The sequence below is a fragment of the Demequina sp. NBRC 110053 genome (genome assembly GCF_002090095.1).
Taxonomy (GTDB): Bacteria; Actinomycetota; Actinomycetes; order Actinomycetales; family Demequinaceae; genus Demequina.
Map to the genome: position 1 here is coordinate 637,781 of NZ_BBRJ01000002.1, position 16,202 is coordinate 653,982.

The following is a 16,202-nucleotide window of genomic DNA, read 5'->3' on the forward strand; positions in this document are numbered from 1 at the left end:
CCGCTTAGACAGCGCGGCGCTTGAGCTTGCGCCGCTCGCGCTCCGACAGCCCGCCCCAGATGCCGAAGCGCTCGTCGTTGGCGAGCGCGTAGTCGAGGCACTCGGATCGCACCTCGCACGAGGCGCAGACCTTCTTCGCCTCACGGGTGGACCCTCCCTTCTCAGGGAAGAACGCCTCGGGGTCGGTCTGGGCGCACAGCGCGCGCTCCTGCCAAGCGAGAGGGCCGTCATCGTCGACGGCCCCGAAGATGTCGACGACCGATGCCAGGGCTGGCGCCGGCTTGCCTGCGTCGGATGGCACTGCACCGCCGTAGATATTCCACATAGGCCGTCCTCCGATCGACTCGGCAGGATGGTGACCCTGCCTGTAGGAATTACACCGTTGTTATCCCTACGCGTCAAGCCGAGAGTAGCGCACCCCACGCAGGAATCCCGCACCCCACGCCAGGTGCATGGTGGCAAGGACCACCGGCATGCGCAGCCCCCCACGAAGCCCCGTTCGCGGCAGCAGCAGGAGGGATGCCGCGACGACGCCCACTACGTAGGCCGCAGGCACGAGCGCCGCGCACGCGATCGCGGGACTTCCGAGAGCCCATCCAATCGCCCCGACGACAGCGCCCGCCGCCACCCCTACGGTCGCCGCCGGTGCTGCGACGTATCGAGCCGACCAGCTGTCGGGGTGCCTGCGGAAGACCTCCCGCCGCCACTGGCCCGTCGTGAAGAACTGACGCCGCAGCGCGCTCCACGAGGCTCGTGGCGTGTACGGCACAGCCATCTCCGGCACGAACCACACGGTGCCTCCCGCGGCGCGCAGACGAAAGTTGAGCTCCCAGTCCTGCGCCCGCTCGAAGCGTTCGTCGTACAGCCCCACAGCCTCCAGGGCGCCGCGCCGGAAGACGCCCAGGTAGACGGACTCGGCAGCGCCCTCGGTGCCGCCCTGCCTGTGCCCCGCGCCGCCGAGACCGAACCGCGACGACATCGCCACGGCGACCGCCTTCGAGAACGGCGCCGACGCGACCGGCACCATACGCCCGCCGACGTTGGCCGCGCCAGTGCTCCGCAGCGCGTCGACCGCGAGGGCGATGTACCCGCGCGGCATGCGCGCGTGCCCGTCCATCCGCACCACGACGTCGTGAGCCGACGCGGCGATCGCGGCGTTCAGGCCATCGGGCGTGCGCCCAGACGGATTCTCGACCACCGACACGTGCGGCGACTGCGCCAGCCCCGCCGCGATGTCCTCGGTGCCATCGCCGGAGGGCCCCACGGCGATCACCACCTCGACGTCGCCGGCGTACCCGGAGTCGAGCACCGCGCTCACGGCGGCCGCCAGCTCCGCCGCCTCGTTGCGCACGGCCATGACGACGCTGACGGGCGGAACGGATGGCAGCTCTGACAGGTCGATCACGACTCGTAGGCTATCTCGAAGGCGCGACGACGGGTTCCCGCACGGCGTGTGCCGGCGTCCTCCCACGTAGCATGGGCAGCGTCGAGCACAGAGGAGGACGCGTGGCGGTGCCTGTGGAACGGGTGAGGCACGGCGATCGGCTCGGGCCGCACCCGGCGGTGCGCGCGCTCGCCATCGCCGTCGCGGCCGCCGTGGGCTTTGGCATCGTGTTCGCGCAGACCGTCACCTCGTCGTTCTCCGGCTCGCTGAGGACCGAGGATGTCGACCCCCTCATCACGTCGACCCCCGATGCGCCCGAGCCCACCCAGGAGGGCGCGGGCGAGCCTGTCAACATCCTGCTGATCGGGTCGGATGTCCGCAGCGGCGACAACGCGGCGATCGGGGGCGCCACCGGCGGCGGGATGCGGGCAGACGTGACGATCATCGCGCACGTGTCGGGCGACAGCTCGCGGGTCGACATGGTGTCGATCCCTCGCGACCTCCAGGTCGAGGTCCCCGACTGCACCAGGTTCGACGGGTCCGCCGTGCCAGGCGGCTACGGAGACTTCAACGTCGCGCTCGCCAACGGCGGGCGCGGCGGCAACGTCGCCGAGGGAGCGGCGTGCGTCATCAACACCATCCACGACGTCTTCGACGTGCGCATCGACCACTACGCGGTCGTCGACTTCAGCGGCTTCGTCCGGATGGTCGATTCCTTGGGCGGCATCCCCATGTGCGTCCCCGAGCGCATCGTCTCGGAGGACGCAGAGCTGAACCTCCGGGCCGGGCCGCAGGTGTTCGACGGGCTGACGGCCCTCAACTGGGCCCGCCTCCGGACCGCGGAGGTGGGGGACGTGTCCGGTTCCGACCTGCAGCGCATCGCGCGCCAGCAGGATCTGCTGGCGTCGACGTTCCGCACCGCGGTGTCGAAGAACCTGTTCTCCGACGCCGACCAGCTGGCGCAGTTCGTGCGAGCGGGGGCCGAGTCGCTCACGACGGACGAGAAGCTGGGATCCCTCACCGCGATGGCGTCCCTCGCCTTCCGGTTGCGCGGCCTCGGCCCCGACGACATCAGCTATGCGACCGTGCCGTGGGAGTACACGGACGGTCGCAACAACGTGGTCATGACCGACGATGCGGACATCCTGTTCGATGACCTCCGTCACGACCGGTCGCTGTCGGTCGCGGCCCAGGGCGACGCCACGTCCGAGTGGGGGGACGACGCCGGGGACGAGCCCGCATCCGAGCCCTCCGCCGCATCCACCGTGGCACCGCGGTCGCCCCAGCCGGAATCCACGGCGACGCGCACGGAGACGGTGCAGGACATCCTGGCCGAGTGCGACGCGCACGCGCGGGAACCGTGACGATCACCTGATCGTTACCCGCCCGGTACGCTTGTCCTCGCCCTCTCCTGCCACGAAGGAAGCCCATGGCTGCTCGCCGTCGCGCTCTCGCGCGCCACGCCTCGCGTGCGCCGCACCGACGCGCGCTCACGCTCCTCGCGAGCGGCACGGCGGCGGTGCTCGGGTTCGTGCTCGTCGGAGGCGCGAGCTACGCGATGCTCGCCCAGAACGCGCTGTCGCGCCAGGACATCTCCATGCTGGTGGCGCCGACGGACGAGAACGGCGAGACGATCGAGAAGGCCCCCGAGCCCACGGACTTCGCCGCCGGCGAGCCCATCAACATCCTCCTCATGGGCTCGGACGAGCGCAACGGCGAGAACGGCGACATCGGCGGCAGGGTCGCGGACGGCATGCGCTCCGACACCACCATGGTGATGCACATCAGCGGCGACCGTGCCCGCATCGACGTGATGTCGATCCCGCGCGATCTTCGCGTGCGCGTCTCGGACTGTCAGATGTTCGATGGATCGGTCAAGCGCGGGTGGACGGCGAAGTTCAACACCGCCTTCTCCCTGGGAGGCTCGAACGGCAACAGGGCCGAGGCGGCCGCATGCACCATGCGCACGGTGACGGACTTCACGGGCATCGAGTTCAACGGCCACTACGCGGTGGTGGACTTCAGCGGCTTCATCGACATGATCGACGCGCTCGACGGCATCCCGATGTGCATCCCGCACGACATGCGCTCCTCGAAGGCGAACCTCGACCTCGAGGCCGGTCCGCAGGTGCTCGACGGCCAGACCGCTCTCGCGTTCGCACGCGCCCGCACCGGCACAGGACTCGGGGACGGCACCGACCTCATGCGCATCGATCGCCAGCATGAGCTGCTGACGAACACCGCGCGCAAGGCGCTCGGCATGAACATGCTGACCGACGTCCAGCAGCTCACGCAGTTCCTGCGCGCCGGTACCGAGTCCGTGACGATCGACGAGCAGCTGGGCTCGCTCACCAACCTCGCTGGGCTCGCCTACCATCTGCGTGGCTTCGACACCTCGAACCTCGAGTTCACCACGGTGCCGTGGCAGTACGCCGGCGACGGCTCCGGCGACGTGGTGATGGTCGAGGGGCTGGCTCAGGACATGTTCCAGAGCATCGTCGACGACGTGCCCCTCCCGGACGCCGATCCGGATGCCGCCTCCGACGAGGCCACGGCCTCCGCCAGCGAGCCTGCGACCACCGCCTCACCCAGCACCGCGCCGGAGCGCTCCACGACTCCGGCGGCAGGCGCGACCGCCGCGGCGACCCCGTCGCCGTCGGCGACTGAGCCGTTGCGCGAGACGCAGGACGAGATCCTCGCGGACTGCGCCACCGCCTGACCCCGCCGCGCCCGACCCTTCCACCACGATGGGGCGTGCGCGGGCGTGCCAGCGCATCGGCCCCTGACCCCGGTCAGCGCGCGCCCTCCCGGCCAGCCTTCCCGGCGCCGGGCCGCAGCCGCACTAGGGCTCCTGGCGCAGAGCCTCACCCTTGTCGTACGCGATCCGACGGAGGTCGTCGCGGAACGCGTCCATGCGCGCGCGCACTGCCGCCGCGTCCTCATCGGAGCCGGCCCCGATGATCCGAGCGGCGAGCAGGCCAGCGTTGCGAGCGCCGCCGATGGACACGGTCGCGACCGGGACGCCTGCCGGCATCTGCACGATCGACAGCAGCGAGTCCATCCCATCGAGGTGCTTCAGCGGCACCGGCACGCCCACGACCGGCAGCGAGGTCACGGATGCGAGCATTCCCGGCAGGTGCGCCGCGCCTCCGGCGCCGGCGATGATCACCCTCAGGCCGCGTGCGGCCGCCTCCCGCCCGTACGTGATCATCTCGTCTGGCATCCGATGGGCGGAGACCACGTCCTTCTCGTACGGGATGTCGAACTCGCGCAAGGCCTCGGCGGCCGCCCGCATCACCGGCCAGTCCGAGTCCGAGCCCATCACGATCCCCACCGCCGCGCCGTCGCTCATGCCGCACCTCCGTCCCTCACGATAGCCGCGGAGGCCACAGCCCTGGCGTAGACGGCGTCGACGGCGTCGCCCGTCACCGTCACGTGCCCCACCTTGCGGCCCTGGCGCACGCCCTTGCCGTACAGGTGGACCTTCGCCCCTGGGTCGGATACGTCGGTGAGCGCCGTGCCGAGGTCTCCGCGCGCTCCCCCGAGCACGTTCGCCATCACCGTCACCGGAGCGAGCGCGGTCGTGGCGCCCAACGGCAGGTCGAGCACCGCGCGCAGGTGCTGCTCGAACTGACTCGTCACGGAGCCGTCGATGGTCCAGTGGCCCGAGTTGTGGGGACGCATCGCGAGCTCGTTGATGAGCAGTCCGTCCGCCGTCTCGAACAGCTCGACCGCGAGCACCCCCGTCACACCCAGCTCGGTCGCAATGCGCATGGCGATGTCCCGCGCTTGATCGGCACGCTCGGCGCTGAGGCCGGGAGCGGGGGCCGTGACCTCCGAGCACACACCGTCCCGCTGGACCGACTCCACCACCGGCCACGTCACCGCGTCACCGCTGGGACGCCGCGCGACCTGCACCGCGAGCTCGCGTGTGAAGGGGACCTTGGCCTCGGCGAGCAGTCGCGGACCTCCGTGGGCCGTCGCCTCGATCCAGTCACGTGCGTCGGCAGCTTGGGCGACGATGCGCACCCCCTTGCCGTCGTACCCACCCCTCGCGGTCTTGAGGACGACCGGGCCGCCCTGATCGGCGATGAACGCGGCGAGACCCTCCTCATCCGTGATCTCGCGCCACGAGGGGTTCGGCAGGCCCAGCTCCGCCATCCGGGCGCGCATCGCGATCTTGTCCTGCGCGAACGTCAGCGCCGCGAGTCCGGGCCGCGCCGGCACCCCGGCGGCGCGGCACGCGTCGAACACGTCAGCTGGAATGTGCTCGTGCTCCCACGTCACGACGGTGGGCGCTGGCCCCGCGAGAAGCCTGGCGACGGCGTCGGGGTCGGTGGGAAGGCCGACGACGGTCTCGTGCGCGGCCGCGGCCGCTGATGCGGAGTCAGACTCGACGAGGACCCTGAGGGTGATGCCAAGGGCGGTCGCGGCCGGGGCCATCATGCGGGCCAGCTGGCCGCCGCCCACCACGGCGACGATGGGAGCGGTCATGGCTGAACCCTACCGGCGACGACTACGCTCGAGTCTCGTGAATGCACGCTTGTGGCTGAGACAGCGCGCGGGCCAGCTCGTGCGCTTCGGCACCGTGGGCATCGCAGGCGTGGTCGTGAACCTCGCGGTCTTCAACCTCCTGCGCCTGGGCCCGCTCGCCCCCGATGCCGAGGTCGCGGGCGACGATGACCGCGTGGTCACGGCGAAGATCATCGCGACGCTCGTATCGATCGCGTTCGCGTGGTGGGCTCACCGCGGCTGGACGTTCAAGGGTGGGTCGCGCCACCGCCCCGCCCGCGAGCTCGCGCTCTTCGTGCTCATCAACGGCGTGGCGCTGGCGCTCGAGGCCGGGGTGGTCGCGATCAGCCACTACGCGCTGGGCCTGACCACCCTCGCGTGGGACAACGTCGCGTCGCTGGCCGGCATCGCCGTCGGCACGGTGGCGCGCTATGCCGGCTACACGCTGTTCGTGTTCCGCGCCCAGCCCGCTGCGCCCGAGCCGATGCGCCCGCCGCCCGTGGACGCGGAGACCGGCCAGGAACCCGCCTGACCAACGGCCGTCGGTCCACCAGCTCGGCCGGACGGGGCACGCGCAGGAACACGGCGCATCGGCGTATCGCGACGAGGAGCGTCGCTGACCGGTTCACCGCGAGCGACGCCGCTGGGGAAGCGTGGTCGAGTGAGGCACGACCGTGTCGAGGTCGACCATCTCGGGGACGCCCTGCAGGAAGATCGCGAAGGCAGCGGGCGCGCGATGCGCAAGCTCGAGGCGTCCCCCATCGGCCGTCACGAGGTCCCGCGCGAGCGCCAGTCCCAGTCCCGTGCCCCTGCCACCGGTGACCTCGCGCTCGAAGATGCGCGGGGCGATGTCCTCCGGCACGCCGTCGCCCTCGTCGCGCACCTCGATCACGATCGCATGGTTGGTGCCGGAGGCGCGGGTGGCGACGCTCGTCGTGCCGCCACCATGGTGGAGCGAGTTCTCGATCAGCGTCGCGAGCACCTGCGCCAGTCCCCCAGGGGTCGCGAACACCGTGGCGTTGGTGGGAGCGATGACCAGCTGCCGTCCGGCGCTGCGGAAGGCCTGCGCCCACTCCTCGCGCTGCTGGTCGAGCACCCCCTGGAGAACGAGCAGCTCGGTGCCGGAGCCCAAGGCGCGCCGCGAGCGTCCCAGCAGCTCGTCCACGACGCCCACCAGGCGCTCCACCTGCTCGAGCGACTTCTCGGCCTCCTCGCGAACCTCCTCCTGGCTCGACGTGGCGGCGATCTCCTCGAGACGCATCGTGAGCGCCGTGAGCGGCGTGCGCAGCTGGTGCGACGCGTCGGCGGCGAACGTGCGCTCCGCCGCGAGCCGCGCGGCCATGCGATCGGCGCTGCGGGCGAGCTCGTCCGCGACCTGATCGATCTCCTCGATGCCGCTGCGGTCGATGCGCGGGCGCACCTGACCCGTGCCGAGCTGCTCCGCGCTCGCCGCGAGGTAGACGAGCGGCGCCGTGAGGCGGTTGGCCTGCCAGATCGCGATGGACACCCCTGCGACGACGGCCGACACGCCCAGGGCGAAGACGATCGCCACGTAGCGGGCCGCCTGCCAGAACACGTCCCACCACGACACCGACATCACGACCACGATCCCCGAGTCCGTGACCGTCGAGTCCGAGAAGGTCGACGCCGGCTCCTCCCCCGCCGTCAGCTCCGTGCCGTCCGGCAGCTGGACGTAGATGTACGAGCCGGCGCCCGGCGCCGAGCTCACGTACGAGGCGAGGTTGTCCTCGGTGATCGTCTCGCCCGCCTGGTACCGCACGTCGAGGGCGCGGGCGGCCGTCGCCGTGCGCAGATCGAGGTCACGGAGCGCGTCGTCGCGGACGAGCTGGGCGACGAAGAATCCCAGCGGGATGCCCAGCAGCACCACGGCGACCGCGAGCGCGGAGATCGTGGCCTGGAGGACGCGGCGGCGCATCGCGCGCGCCTAGGCGTCGTTCTCGAACCGGAAGCCCATGCCTCGCACGGTGGTGATGTACGTGGGGTCGGAGGCGTCGTCCCCGAGCTTGCGGCGCAGCCACGACACGTGCATGTCCAGCGTCTTCGACGGCGCGCCGGCGTCCGCGTCCCACACCTCTCGCATGAGCGTGTCGCGGGAGACCACGGAGCCGGCGTTGGCGACCAGCAGGTGCAGGAGGTCGAACTCCTTGCCGCTCAGCTGGAGCTCAGACTCGTCGACGAAAGCCCGGTGGCCTGCGACGTCCACGCGGACTCCACGGACCGAGAGCTCGCCCGAGCCCTCGTCGGCGACGCGCCTGCGCAGCAGCGCGCGCACGCGCGCGAGCAACTCCGCGAGCCGGAACGGCTTGGTGACGTAGTCATCGGCGCCCGCGTCGAGGCCCACCACGAGGTCGACCTCGTCAGCGCGAGCGGTCAGCATGAGGATGGGGACCTGCAGGCCCTTGTCCCGGATGCGGCGTGCCACGTCCACGCCATCGATGTCCGGCAGCCCCAGGTCGAGGATGACCAGCTCGGCGTCGTCCGCCGCTCCCACGCCACCCATGCCGGTGCCGTGCCATTCGACCTCGTAGCCCTCGCGACCCAAAGCGCGGGTCAAGGGTTCTGAAATGGTCGGGTCATCTTCGACCAAGACAATTCGCGTCATGGGGCAACATTACCGGCGCGCACCGACTTTGCAATCCGCGCGGCACGCGCGCCGCGCACGGCGATCGACGAGGGCGAGGCGCGGGCCACTAGCCTGGGGCGTTGTGACGGACAGCGCTCGCCTTGGCCTCGACGACGGCGGTGCCGCCTCGCTCGGCAGAGCCGCTCGCGCCGTCGCCGCCGCTCCCGAGCGCGCGGTGCTCGTCGTGTGCGCGACCGCGCTCGCCGCCGGCCTCGCGGTGTCCGTGGGCGCGCACCTGTGGTGGGTCGTGCTGCCGCTCGCAGCAGCGCTGACCGCGCTGGCGTGGCGCGCGCTCGCGCCCCGGACCGCCGTCACGCTCGCGGAGGCCCGCGCCGGGGCGATCGCGACGGGCGGTGCTGCGCTGTGGACCGTCGTCAACGTCGCGATGGGCGCGGAGTACCTGCTCGTCGTGCGTGATCCCGGGTTCCTGACGCTGTCAGGCATGTGGCTGGTCGACCACCCGAGCACGGACATCCCCGCCCTCGGCGCCGAGGCGGCGGCGCAGGCTGGCACCCAGACGCTGCCGGACGCCGCGGAGGCGTGGAACCTCAAGGGGGACGTGGTGCAGCCCCAAGGAGCGAAGATGCTCCCGGCCACCATCGCCATCGGCGGCTGGATCGCCGGCGACGGCGGCGTGCTCGCCGCGAACGTCGTGATCGGCGCGGCCGGCCTGCTCGCCATCTACGCCGTGAGCCGCCTCTTCCTGTCCCCGTACCTGGCGCTCGCACCGGCGGGAGCGGTCGCGCTGACCGTCGCGCACATCGGGCTGTCGAGACCCGCCTACACGGAGCCTCTGACGCTGCTGCTGATCCTCGCGGCGGTGCTGTGGGCATGGCAAGGCATCGAGCAGGGCTCGACAGCGCTGCTCGCCGGAGCCGGCATGGCGAGCGGTGCGGCGATGCTCGTCCGCATCGACGGCACCGCGTTCGCCATCGGGGCCTGCGCGGGGGTGATCGCCGCGCTGCTCCTCGCGGGCGTGCCCGCACGCCGACGCCTCGCGCTGGGCGCGAGCTTCATCGGCGCTCAGCTGGCGTTGTCCGCCGTGGGCTACCTGTCGGTCGCGACGTGGTCCACCGAGTACCTGGCGCGGCTCATCTCGCGCTCGACGCTGCTCAATGCCGCCTACGTCCTGGTCGCGGTCGTCGGCCTCGCGCTCCTCGCGATCGCGGCGGGCCCCGGGACCGGCGCAAGAGTGGACCGGGCGCGCGCGTGGCTCGCGCGGTCGCGAGGGGGACGCCGCACGGCGGTCGCCGCAGGTATCTCGGTCGTCGCGATCCTGACGTTCCTCGCGGCGCGGCCGCTCTGGACGATCTCCCGACGTGGCGATGAGACGGAGTCGACGCGGTTCGCCAACGGCGTGGTCGAGAGCTTCCAGGCGGCTCAGGGGCTCGAGATCGACCCCGAGCGCACCTACGCGGAGTCGACCGTGACCTGGCTCTCGTACCACCTGACCTGGCCCATCGTGGCGCTCGCGATCGTGGGCATGGGCGTCGCGGCCTTCCTGGCACTGCGCAGCAGGCCGGTGTGGGCCGTGCTGCTGGGGGCAATCCTCGCCCCCAGCCTGCTGTACCTGATCTACCCCTCGATCATTCCCGACCAGATCTGGGCGATCCGCCGCTTCGAGCCCGCCACCATCCCCGGCTTCGCCCTCGCGGCCGCTCTCGCTGTCGGCACTCTCGCCGCGCTCCTGCGAACCGAGCGGGCGCGAGCCGTCGCCAGCCGCGTCGGCGCATCGGCCCTCGTGGCACTGCCCGTGCTGACCTGGGTGGCGCCCACGCCCGACCAGCCCACGCCGCTGTCGTCGGCGGTGAACGTCACCACGCGGGAGATGATCGGTGCGCGCGACATGCTCGATCAGCTGTGCGCGCTCGAGCCTGGCCGACCCATCATCCTCATCGGCACCTCCGAGGCCTTCGGCAGCCTGCGGATCACGTGCGATGTTCCGGTGGTGCTCGCGCTCGTCGATCAGAGCGCCGAGGCTCTGGCGGCGATGGCGGCAGCCTTCGAGACCGCACCCCTGGTGGTGACCCGCAGCCAGGACGGGGCGCCCTGGACCTCGATGCCTGCGCCGGCGGTCGACGCGCGCGTGCGGCACTCCGCCTACACGCTTGAGGGCCTGCCGCGCACGGTCTACGAGCGGAGCTACCGATGGCTCGCCGGGATCGTCCAGCCGGACGGCAGCGTCGCGCCCGTCACCCCTCCCTGACCCGGGGAGGCAGGGTGCCTTCCTGACCCTCGCGGCACCGGTCGCCACGGCGGACCGGAGCGGCTGGCAGTTCTCCACAGATCGCGAGCCACCCCTGGCATCCACGCCGCACAGCCGCGAGCCTGTCCGCATGCGCATCACGGCTCCCGGCGACCTCGATCTCGACGTTCGCCCAGGGACGACGGCAGGCGAGCTCGCTCGTGCGACGGGGCACGCCTCGCTGTGGTGCATGGGGCTCAGGCTCGACGCCGACCACCCGGCGGGCACCGCCCCGCTCGTGCACGGCGCTCGTGTGGCGGCGGAGCGCGAGCACCCACCGTGCGTCGCTTCTGTCCCCGGCATGCCCCTCGTCAGGGTCACCGCCGGGCCGAGCGCAGGCGGCAGCGCGCTGCTGACACCGGCAGGCATGACGATCGGGCGCGGCGCGCACTGCGACCTGGTGATCGACGATCCGGCCGTGTCGAGCTCACACGCCTTCGTGACCGGCGGCACTCGCCCGCGCGTGCGCGACATCGGGTCCCTCAACGGAACGCCCGGCCGCAGCCGCTTCTCGCGCCTGCGCCGTGGACGGCGGCTGGTCGCGGGCGCGTCCTTCGCGGTCGGCAGGTCGACCCTCGCCCTCGACATGGACGCTCCGGCCGATGCGCGGGCCGGGTCCGCCGCTCACGTCGCCTCGCGCCCGGCCCTCCACTGGGGTGCCGTGGGGGCGGCGCTCGTCGCCGGGGTGATGATCGCCGCTCTGACTGGCCGGTGGTACCTGGCGCTCGTGGCGCTGGCCGCGCCGCTCGGGATGGGCGTCGCGACCGTGGTCGCTCGGCGCAGGCGTTCGGAACCCGCCGACACCTCTTGGACGCCGCCAGTCGGCCCGATCGCCGTGCGGGGCGAGCTTCCGTGGGTGTGGGGCTACGTGCGCGCCGTCTGCATCGCGCGGGAGCGCGCGCCGACCTCGCCGCAGTGGCGCGAGCCCTGGATGCGCTGGCTCGAGGCCGGCGAGCCCGAGGACGTGTTCGTGCACGTGCCGCGCGGTCAGGGCCCGCCGTCGTGGTGCTCCGCCTTCGTCGAGGTCGGTCCGCACGCGCGCGTCGAGCACGGAGCGTCAGGCGCGGCACCGGCACCGCCGCTCGCGATCTCCGCCACCGTCGCCGAGGCCGCCGCTCGCCTGATCGCCGCGCGCTCCTCGGGTGAGACCCTGCCCGATGAGGTGCGCTGGGCGGACCTCGCGTCCGGCACCGACCTCGATGTCGCAGCGGGCGGCGCGGGCGGCCTGTCGCCCGACACCACGGGCGGGAGACGAGCGGGCAGCCCGCGCGTGCTCACGGTGGCGCTCGGCGAGGGCGCGCGCGGCACGGTCGAGATCGACCTCGATCACGACGGCCCCCACCTGCTGGTCGCCGGCACCACCGGATCGGGGAAGTCGGTCGCACTCGAGCTCGTGGTGAGCGCGCTCGCGGCCGCGCTGCCTCCGACCGACCTCACCGTCGCGCTCGTGGACTTCAAGGGCGGCGCAGGGCTTCGGGCGTGCGAGGCGCTGCCGCACGTGAACGGGACGCTCACTGACCTCGACGGCGCACTGGCGGCCAGGGTGGTCGACGCGCTGACCGACGAGCTCGCGCAGCGCAAGCGCCTGCTCGCCGAGCGTGGGCACGTCTCCCTCCAGGACTGGGAGCGCGCCGGAGGGGCGCCACCGCGCCTCCTCGTGGTGATCGATGAGTATCAGGAGATCGTCGGCCGTCATCCCGCGTTCCTCCCGGACCTCGCCCGGCTCGCGGCGCAGGGACGTTCGCTCGGGCTGCACCTGGTGCTGGCGACTCAGCGCCCAGCAGGCGCCGTGACGCCCGAGGTGCGCGCGAACGTGTCCACCACGCTCGCGCTGCGCGTCGCCTCCGCCACCGAGTCCCGCGACCTCGTGGGATCCGATGCGGCCGCCGGCATCGCCGCCGCGACGCCGGGGAGGGCCATCCTGGCGCGCGGTGGCGACCTGGTCGAGGTTCAGGTCGCGGCTCCACTCGCGCAGCCCGGCCCCCGGGTGCGTCGCGCGGGCTCCGCTCTCGCAGGGGACGCCAGCAGCCTCGCTGCCCTCGCGTGCGAGCGCTGGCGGGGCGTCGCACGGGCGCGGCCGCTGTGGGTCGCTCCACTGCCCCCGAGGTGGACAGCCTCAGCAGGGCCCCGCATCAGCGTCGCCCTCGCGGACGCGCCGCGCGAGCGCCGCCAGGGACCGGTGACGTGGGACCCGGGCATAGGAGCGGCGCTGATCGTCGGTCCCCCGCGGTCGGGGAGGTCGGGCGCCCTCGCCGCGATAGCGCGCCAGGCGGGTGCGGAGGGCCTCACCCCGGTGCTGCTGCCCCACGACCCGCGCGAGGCCGCCCGCACCCTCCACGTCGCGCAGGCTCGGCAGGATGTCCTCGTCATCGTCGACGACGCCGAGGCCGCGCTGGCTCGCCTCGCCCTCGTCGACGACGGCGCCGCCGCGGACCAGCTGCTCGCCCGGCTCGCCATGCGCCGCCCCACGGCACTCGCCGCCGCTCTGCACGCGCCGTCACGGCTCGGCCAGGGCACGGGCCTGCTCGCCGTGATCCCTGGCGTCGATGCTCACGCAGCGCAGGCGTGGGGCGTGCCGCGTGACGTCCGCGGGGCACACCGGGGTCCGGGGCGCGCGTGGCTGCGCGCGGACGCCGAGTGGACCGAGGCGCAGCTCGCGTGGGAAGCGACGGCGCCCATGCAGGCGCTGGTCCAGCCGTTGAAGCCACCGCCGCCGGGCGTGTGGGGCGTCGTGGGCGACCGCGCTGAGCCCCACGCTGCGCCCCAGGGCTCGGTCACCGTCCTCGGCGCGCCCGGCGAGGCGCGCGAGAGGCTGCTGCAGACCATGCCAGACGCCACGGTCACCTGCGCGGACGCGGTGCACATGGTGCTCCCAGGCACCGGAGCGGTCGTCGTGATCGAGCCGACCCCCCGCATCCTGCGCTCCCTCGCGCCCCGCGACTGGCAGGGCATCGCCGAGCCGGTGCCCGTCCCCGGCCGCATGGCGCTCGTGGAGTCAGGAGTCGCGCGGGCCCTCCGGGTGGCCGTGTGAGCCGGTCACGCCCCGGGAGCGTTCCCGCCGTGCAGGGTGGAGTCCTGCGCCTCGGAATCCTGCGCCTCTGCCGCGCGCGCGTGCGCGAGCGTGAGCGCCATGGCGCCCAGACCGGCCGCGATCGCCGCGAGGCCCCACGCCCACGACCACTGGACGAGCAGCGCGCCGGCGGCGACCTGCAGCAGCTGCCATGTCACGATGAGTCCCCGTGGCCATCGCGCTCCGCGCAGCAATCCCCATAACGCAGCCCCCAGCGCCGCCGCGGCCACGGCGACCAGCGCCGCGATCGCGATCGCCGCATCGGCCGGCGCCTGGCCCGTCACTGCCCTGGCGATGTAGACGGCGGCGATGGCGAGCAGCGCGAGCGACTCGAGCCCGACGAGCAGCGCGGCTCCCCATGCCAGCGCATGGGGTCGCAACGCCAGGCGGCCTTCAGGCGTTGATGTCATAGAGGACAACCGTATCGGCTGGACCATGTGGACGATCGCACAGCGTCAGACTCTTGTCATCTGTTCGTAACAATGAGAAACTTGAAGCAGTGACTACCGCGATGGCAGCGGCATGAACCCCCACCACAATGCAGGGCTTTGCCGCGCCTCCAGACCCAGGAGGAACCATGGATTGGCGTAACCGCGCAGCATGTCTCGATGTCGACGACCCGGAGCTCTTCTTCCCCGTCGGCAACACCGGCCCAGCACTCGTGCAGATCGAGAAGGCCAAGGCAGTGTGCAACACCTGCGAGGTCCGCGAGACCTGCCTGCAGTGGGCGATGGAGCACAACCAGGACTCCGGCGTGTGGGGTGGCCTGTCAGAGGACGAGCGCCGCTCCCTCAAGCGTCGCGCCGCCCGCGCGCGCCGCGCTGCCAAGTAGGCAGACTCCAGGCGGCGCGTGCTGACCGCTCGGGTCAGCGCTCGTCGTCGATCCTCGCCTCGACCTTGACGCTCGAGCCGGTCTCCGTGCGCTGCCACGCGATCGACCCCGACAGCTCGTTCTCGACCAGGGTGCGCACGATCTGCGACCCGAGACCGGACGGCTCCCCCGCGAGACCCACCCCGTCGTCGGCGATCTCCGCATGAAGGGTCTGCGCCTCGCGGGCGGCCGTCACCGTGATCGTGCCTGACTCACGGCCCTCGAACCCGTGCTCGACCGCGTTGGTGACGAGCTCCGTGATCACGAGCGCGAGCGAGGAGGCGTACTGGGCGGGGATCAGCCCGAAGTCGCCCTCGCGCACGATCTTCACCTGAACCCCAGGCGAGGCCACGTCCGCAGCCATGCGCATCGATCGCTGGGCGAGATCGTCGAAGTTCACGAGCTCGTCGAGCGTCCCCGACAGGGTCTCGTGGACCAGTGCGATCGTCGACACGCGGCGCATCGCCTCCGCGAGCGCCTCCTTCGCCTCGGGCGCCTGCACGCGACGCGACTGAAGCCGGAGCAGTGCGGCCACCGTCTGCAGGTTGTTCTTGACCCGGTGGTGGATCTCGCGGATGGTGGCGTCCTTCGTGATGAGCTCACGCTCGCGCCGGCGCAGCTCGCTCACATCCCTGCACAGCAGCACCGCTCCGGTGCGCTCGCCGTGGTCGGTCACGGGTATCGCCCGCAGCGACAGGCACGCGCTGTTGGCCTCGAGGTCGGTGCGCCACGCGGCGCGTCCCATCACCACCATCGCGAGAGTCTCATCGATGTGGACCTTGTCGAGCACGATCTCGCTCGTCACCCGCGGCAGCGAACGGTTCATGAGCGAGCCCGTGACTCCCAGGCGGTGGAAGCAGGACAGCGCATTGGGACTGGCGTAGGTGACGTGTCCGGCCGCGTCCAGGCGCAGCACCCCGTCGCCCACGCGCGGGGCTCCACGGCGCGGACCGGTCACCGAGGTCTGGACCGGGAACTCTCCGCGGGTGATCATGCGCAGCAGGTCGTCGGCCGCGCCCTTGTAGTTGAGCTCGAGGCGGCTCGACGACCGCGACACGGCCTGCGAGACCTCGCGGGTCAGCACGGCGATCGCCTTGCCGTCCATGACCACCGGCATGGCGTCCTCGCGCACGGCGTACGTCTCGTCCCAGCGCGGCTCGCGCGAGGCGACGATCTCCCTGTCATCGAGGGCGCGCTGCAGGTGCGCGATGCGACCTGCCGCTGCCATGGTGCCCACCACGTCCTCCTGGTGGACCGTCGGACCCGTCGAGGGTCGGCACTGCGCGATCGCGACGAACCCTCCCTCGACCTGCCGCCACATCACCAGGTCGGCGAAGGACAGATCCGCGATGATCTGCCAGTCGGCGGTGAGCAGCGCGAGCCAGTCGGCCTCTGCGTCCGTCACCGTGCCGTACTTCTCGGCGGTCTCTCTCAGGGTTGCCACGCCCACAAGACTAGGCAATCCGGCCGCGATAC

General features: G+C 72.3%; 14 protein-coding genes. 6 read left to right on the forward strand and 8 right to left on the reverse strand.

All coding sequences use genetic code 11. The annotated features are described in order from the left end of the window. Window positions 1-4 precede the first annotated feature (4 nt). Window positions 5-325, reverse strand: coding sequence for a WhiB family transcriptional regulator (locus tag B7K22_RS03040; protein ID WP_084038290.1), 321 nt, complete (start codon window positions 323-325; stop codon window positions 5-7). Window positions 326-391: 66 nt separating this feature from the next. Then, the gene (locus tag B7K22_RS03045) at window positions 392-1,405 is read right to left on the reverse strand and encodes a glycosyltransferase family 2 protein (RefSeq protein WP_084039704.1); all 1,014 of its coding nucleotides are present in this window, start codon (window positions 1,403-1,405) and stop codon (window positions 392-394) included. 101 nt (window positions 1,406-1,506) lie between these two features. On the opposite strand from B7K22_RS03045, the gene B7K22_RS03050 reads away from it, so the two are divergent. Then, window positions 1,507-2,748 carry an LCP family protein gene (locus tag B7K22_RS03050; RefSeq protein ID WP_159448733.1) on the forward strand — a complete coding sequence of 414 codons (1,242 nt, stop codon included), beginning with the start codon at window positions 1,507-1,509 and terminating at the stop codon, window positions 2,746-2,748. A gap of 65 nt (window positions 2,749-2,813) precedes the next feature. Then, on the forward strand, window positions 2,814-4,103 hold the full coding sequence (locus B7K22_RS03055; RefSeq protein ID WP_084038292.1) for an LCP family protein: 1,290 nt from the start codon (window positions 2,814-2,816) through the stop codon (window positions 4,101-4,103). Between the two features lie 123 nt (window positions 4,104-4,226). Here the strand turns inward: B7K22_RS03055 and purE are convergent, their stop codons facing one another. Beyond that, entirely contained in the window at window positions 4,227-4,736 is a 510-nt protein-coding gene (gene purE / locus B7K22_RS03060) for a 5-(carboxyamino)imidazole ribonucleotide mutase (protein WP_084038293.1), read from the reverse strand. Next, entirely contained in the window at window positions 4,733-5,878 is a 1,146-nt protein-coding gene (locus B7K22_RS03065) for a 5-(carboxyamino)imidazole ribonucleotide synthase (RefSeq protein ID WP_084038294.1), read from the reverse strand. Before B7K22_RS03065 ends, purE begins: the two co-directional genes overlap by 4 nt. A 37-nt stretch (window positions 5,879-5,915) precedes the next feature. On the opposite strand from B7K22_RS03065, the gene B7K22_RS03070 reads away from it, so the two are divergent. After that, window positions 5,916-6,428, forward strand: coding sequence for a GtrA family protein (locus B7K22_RS03070; RefSeq protein WP_159448734.1), 513 nt, complete (start codon window positions 5,916-5,918; stop codon window positions 6,426-6,428). A gap of 93 nt (window positions 6,429-6,521) precedes the next feature. Here B7K22_RS03070 and B7K22_RS03075 read toward each other — a convergent pair whose 3' ends face one another. After that, a complete protein-coding gene (locus B7K22_RS03075) occupies window positions 6,522-7,832 on the reverse strand; it encodes an ATP-binding protein (RefSeq protein ID WP_084038295.1) in 1,311 nt (436 codons plus the stop codon). Window positions 7,833-7,841: 9 nt separating this feature from the next. Continuing rightward, complete coding sequence (locus B7K22_RS03080; protein WP_084038296.1) at window positions 7,842-8,519, reverse strand: response regulator transcription factor; 678 nt, start codon at window positions 8,517-8,519, stop codon at window positions 7,842-7,844. Window positions 8,520-8,622: 103 nt separating this feature from the next. On the opposite strand from B7K22_RS03080, the gene B7K22_RS03085 reads away from it, so the two are divergent. Then, the gene (locus B7K22_RS03085) at window positions 8,623-10,746 is read left to right on the forward strand and encodes a hypothetical protein (RefSeq protein WP_084038297.1); all 2,124 of its coding nucleotides are present in this window, start codon (window positions 8,623-8,625) and stop codon (window positions 10,744-10,746) included. Between the two features lie 130 nt (window positions 10,747-10,876). Continuing rightward, complete coding sequence (locus tag B7K22_RS03090) at window positions 10,877-13,816, forward strand: FtsK/SpoIIIE domain-containing protein (RefSeq protein WP_084038298.1); 2,940 nt, start codon at window positions 10,877-10,879, stop codon at window positions 13,814-13,816. 5 nt (window positions 13,817-13,821) lie between these two features. Here the strand turns inward: B7K22_RS03090 and B7K22_RS03095 are convergent, their stop codons facing one another. Further along, the gene (locus B7K22_RS03095; protein ID WP_144276208.1) at window positions 13,822-14,265 is read right to left on the reverse strand and encodes a hypothetical protein; all 444 of its coding nucleotides are present in this window, start codon (window positions 14,263-14,265) and stop codon (window positions 13,822-13,824) included. A 167-nt stretch (window positions 14,266-14,432) separates the two neighbouring features. Between B7K22_RS03095 and B7K22_RS03100 the strand changes: the two genes are divergently transcribed. Continuing rightward, a complete protein-coding gene (locus B7K22_RS03100) occupies window positions 14,433-14,687 on the forward strand; it encodes a WhiB family transcriptional regulator (RefSeq protein ID WP_084038300.1) in 255 nt (84 codons plus the stop codon). Window positions 14,688-14,721: 34 nt separating this feature from the next. Here B7K22_RS03100 and B7K22_RS03105 read toward each other — a convergent pair whose 3' ends face one another. Beyond that, complete coding sequence (locus B7K22_RS03105; RefSeq protein ID WP_084038301.1) at window positions 14,722-16,170, reverse strand: sensor histidine kinase; 1,449 nt, start codon at window positions 16,168-16,170, stop codon at window positions 14,722-14,724. Between the last annotated feature and the right edge of the window lie 32 nt (window positions 16,171-16,202).

Coding starts and splice junctions, on each gene's coding strand:
- B7K22_RS03040 (WP_084038290.1), bottom strand. CDS start 325: ATGTGGAATATCTACGGCGGTGCAGTGCCATCCGACGCAGGCAAGCCG.
- B7K22_RS03055 (WP_084038292.1), top strand. CDS start 2,814: ATGGCTGCTCGCCGTCGCGCTCTCGCGCGCCACGCCTCGCGTGCGCCG.
- purE (WP_084038293.1), bottom strand. CDS start 4,736: ATGAGCGACGGCGCGGCGGTGGGGATCGTGATGGGCTCGGACTCGGAC.
- B7K22_RS03065 (WP_084038294.1), bottom strand. CDS start 5,878: ATGACCGCTCCCATCGTCGCCGTGGTGGGCGGCGGCCAGCTGGCCCGC.
- B7K22_RS03075 (WP_084038295.1), bottom strand. CDS start 7,832: ATGCGCCGCCGCGTCCTCCAGGCCACGATCTCCGCGCTCGCGGTCGCC.
- B7K22_RS03080 (WP_084038296.1), bottom strand. CDS start 8,519: ATGACGCGAATTGTCTTGGTCGAAGATGACCCGACCATTTCAGAACCC.
- B7K22_RS03090 (WP_084038298.1), top strand. CDS start 10,877: ATGCGCATCACGGCTCCCGGCGACCTCGATCTCGACGTTCGCCCAGGG.
- B7K22_RS03095 (WP_144276208.1), bottom strand. CDS start 14,265: ATGACATCAACGCCTGAAGGCCGCCTGGCGTTGCGACCCCATGCGCTG.
- B7K22_RS03100 (WP_084038300.1), top strand. CDS start 14,433: ATGGATTGGCGTAACCGCGCAGCATGTCTCGATGTCGACGACCCGGAG.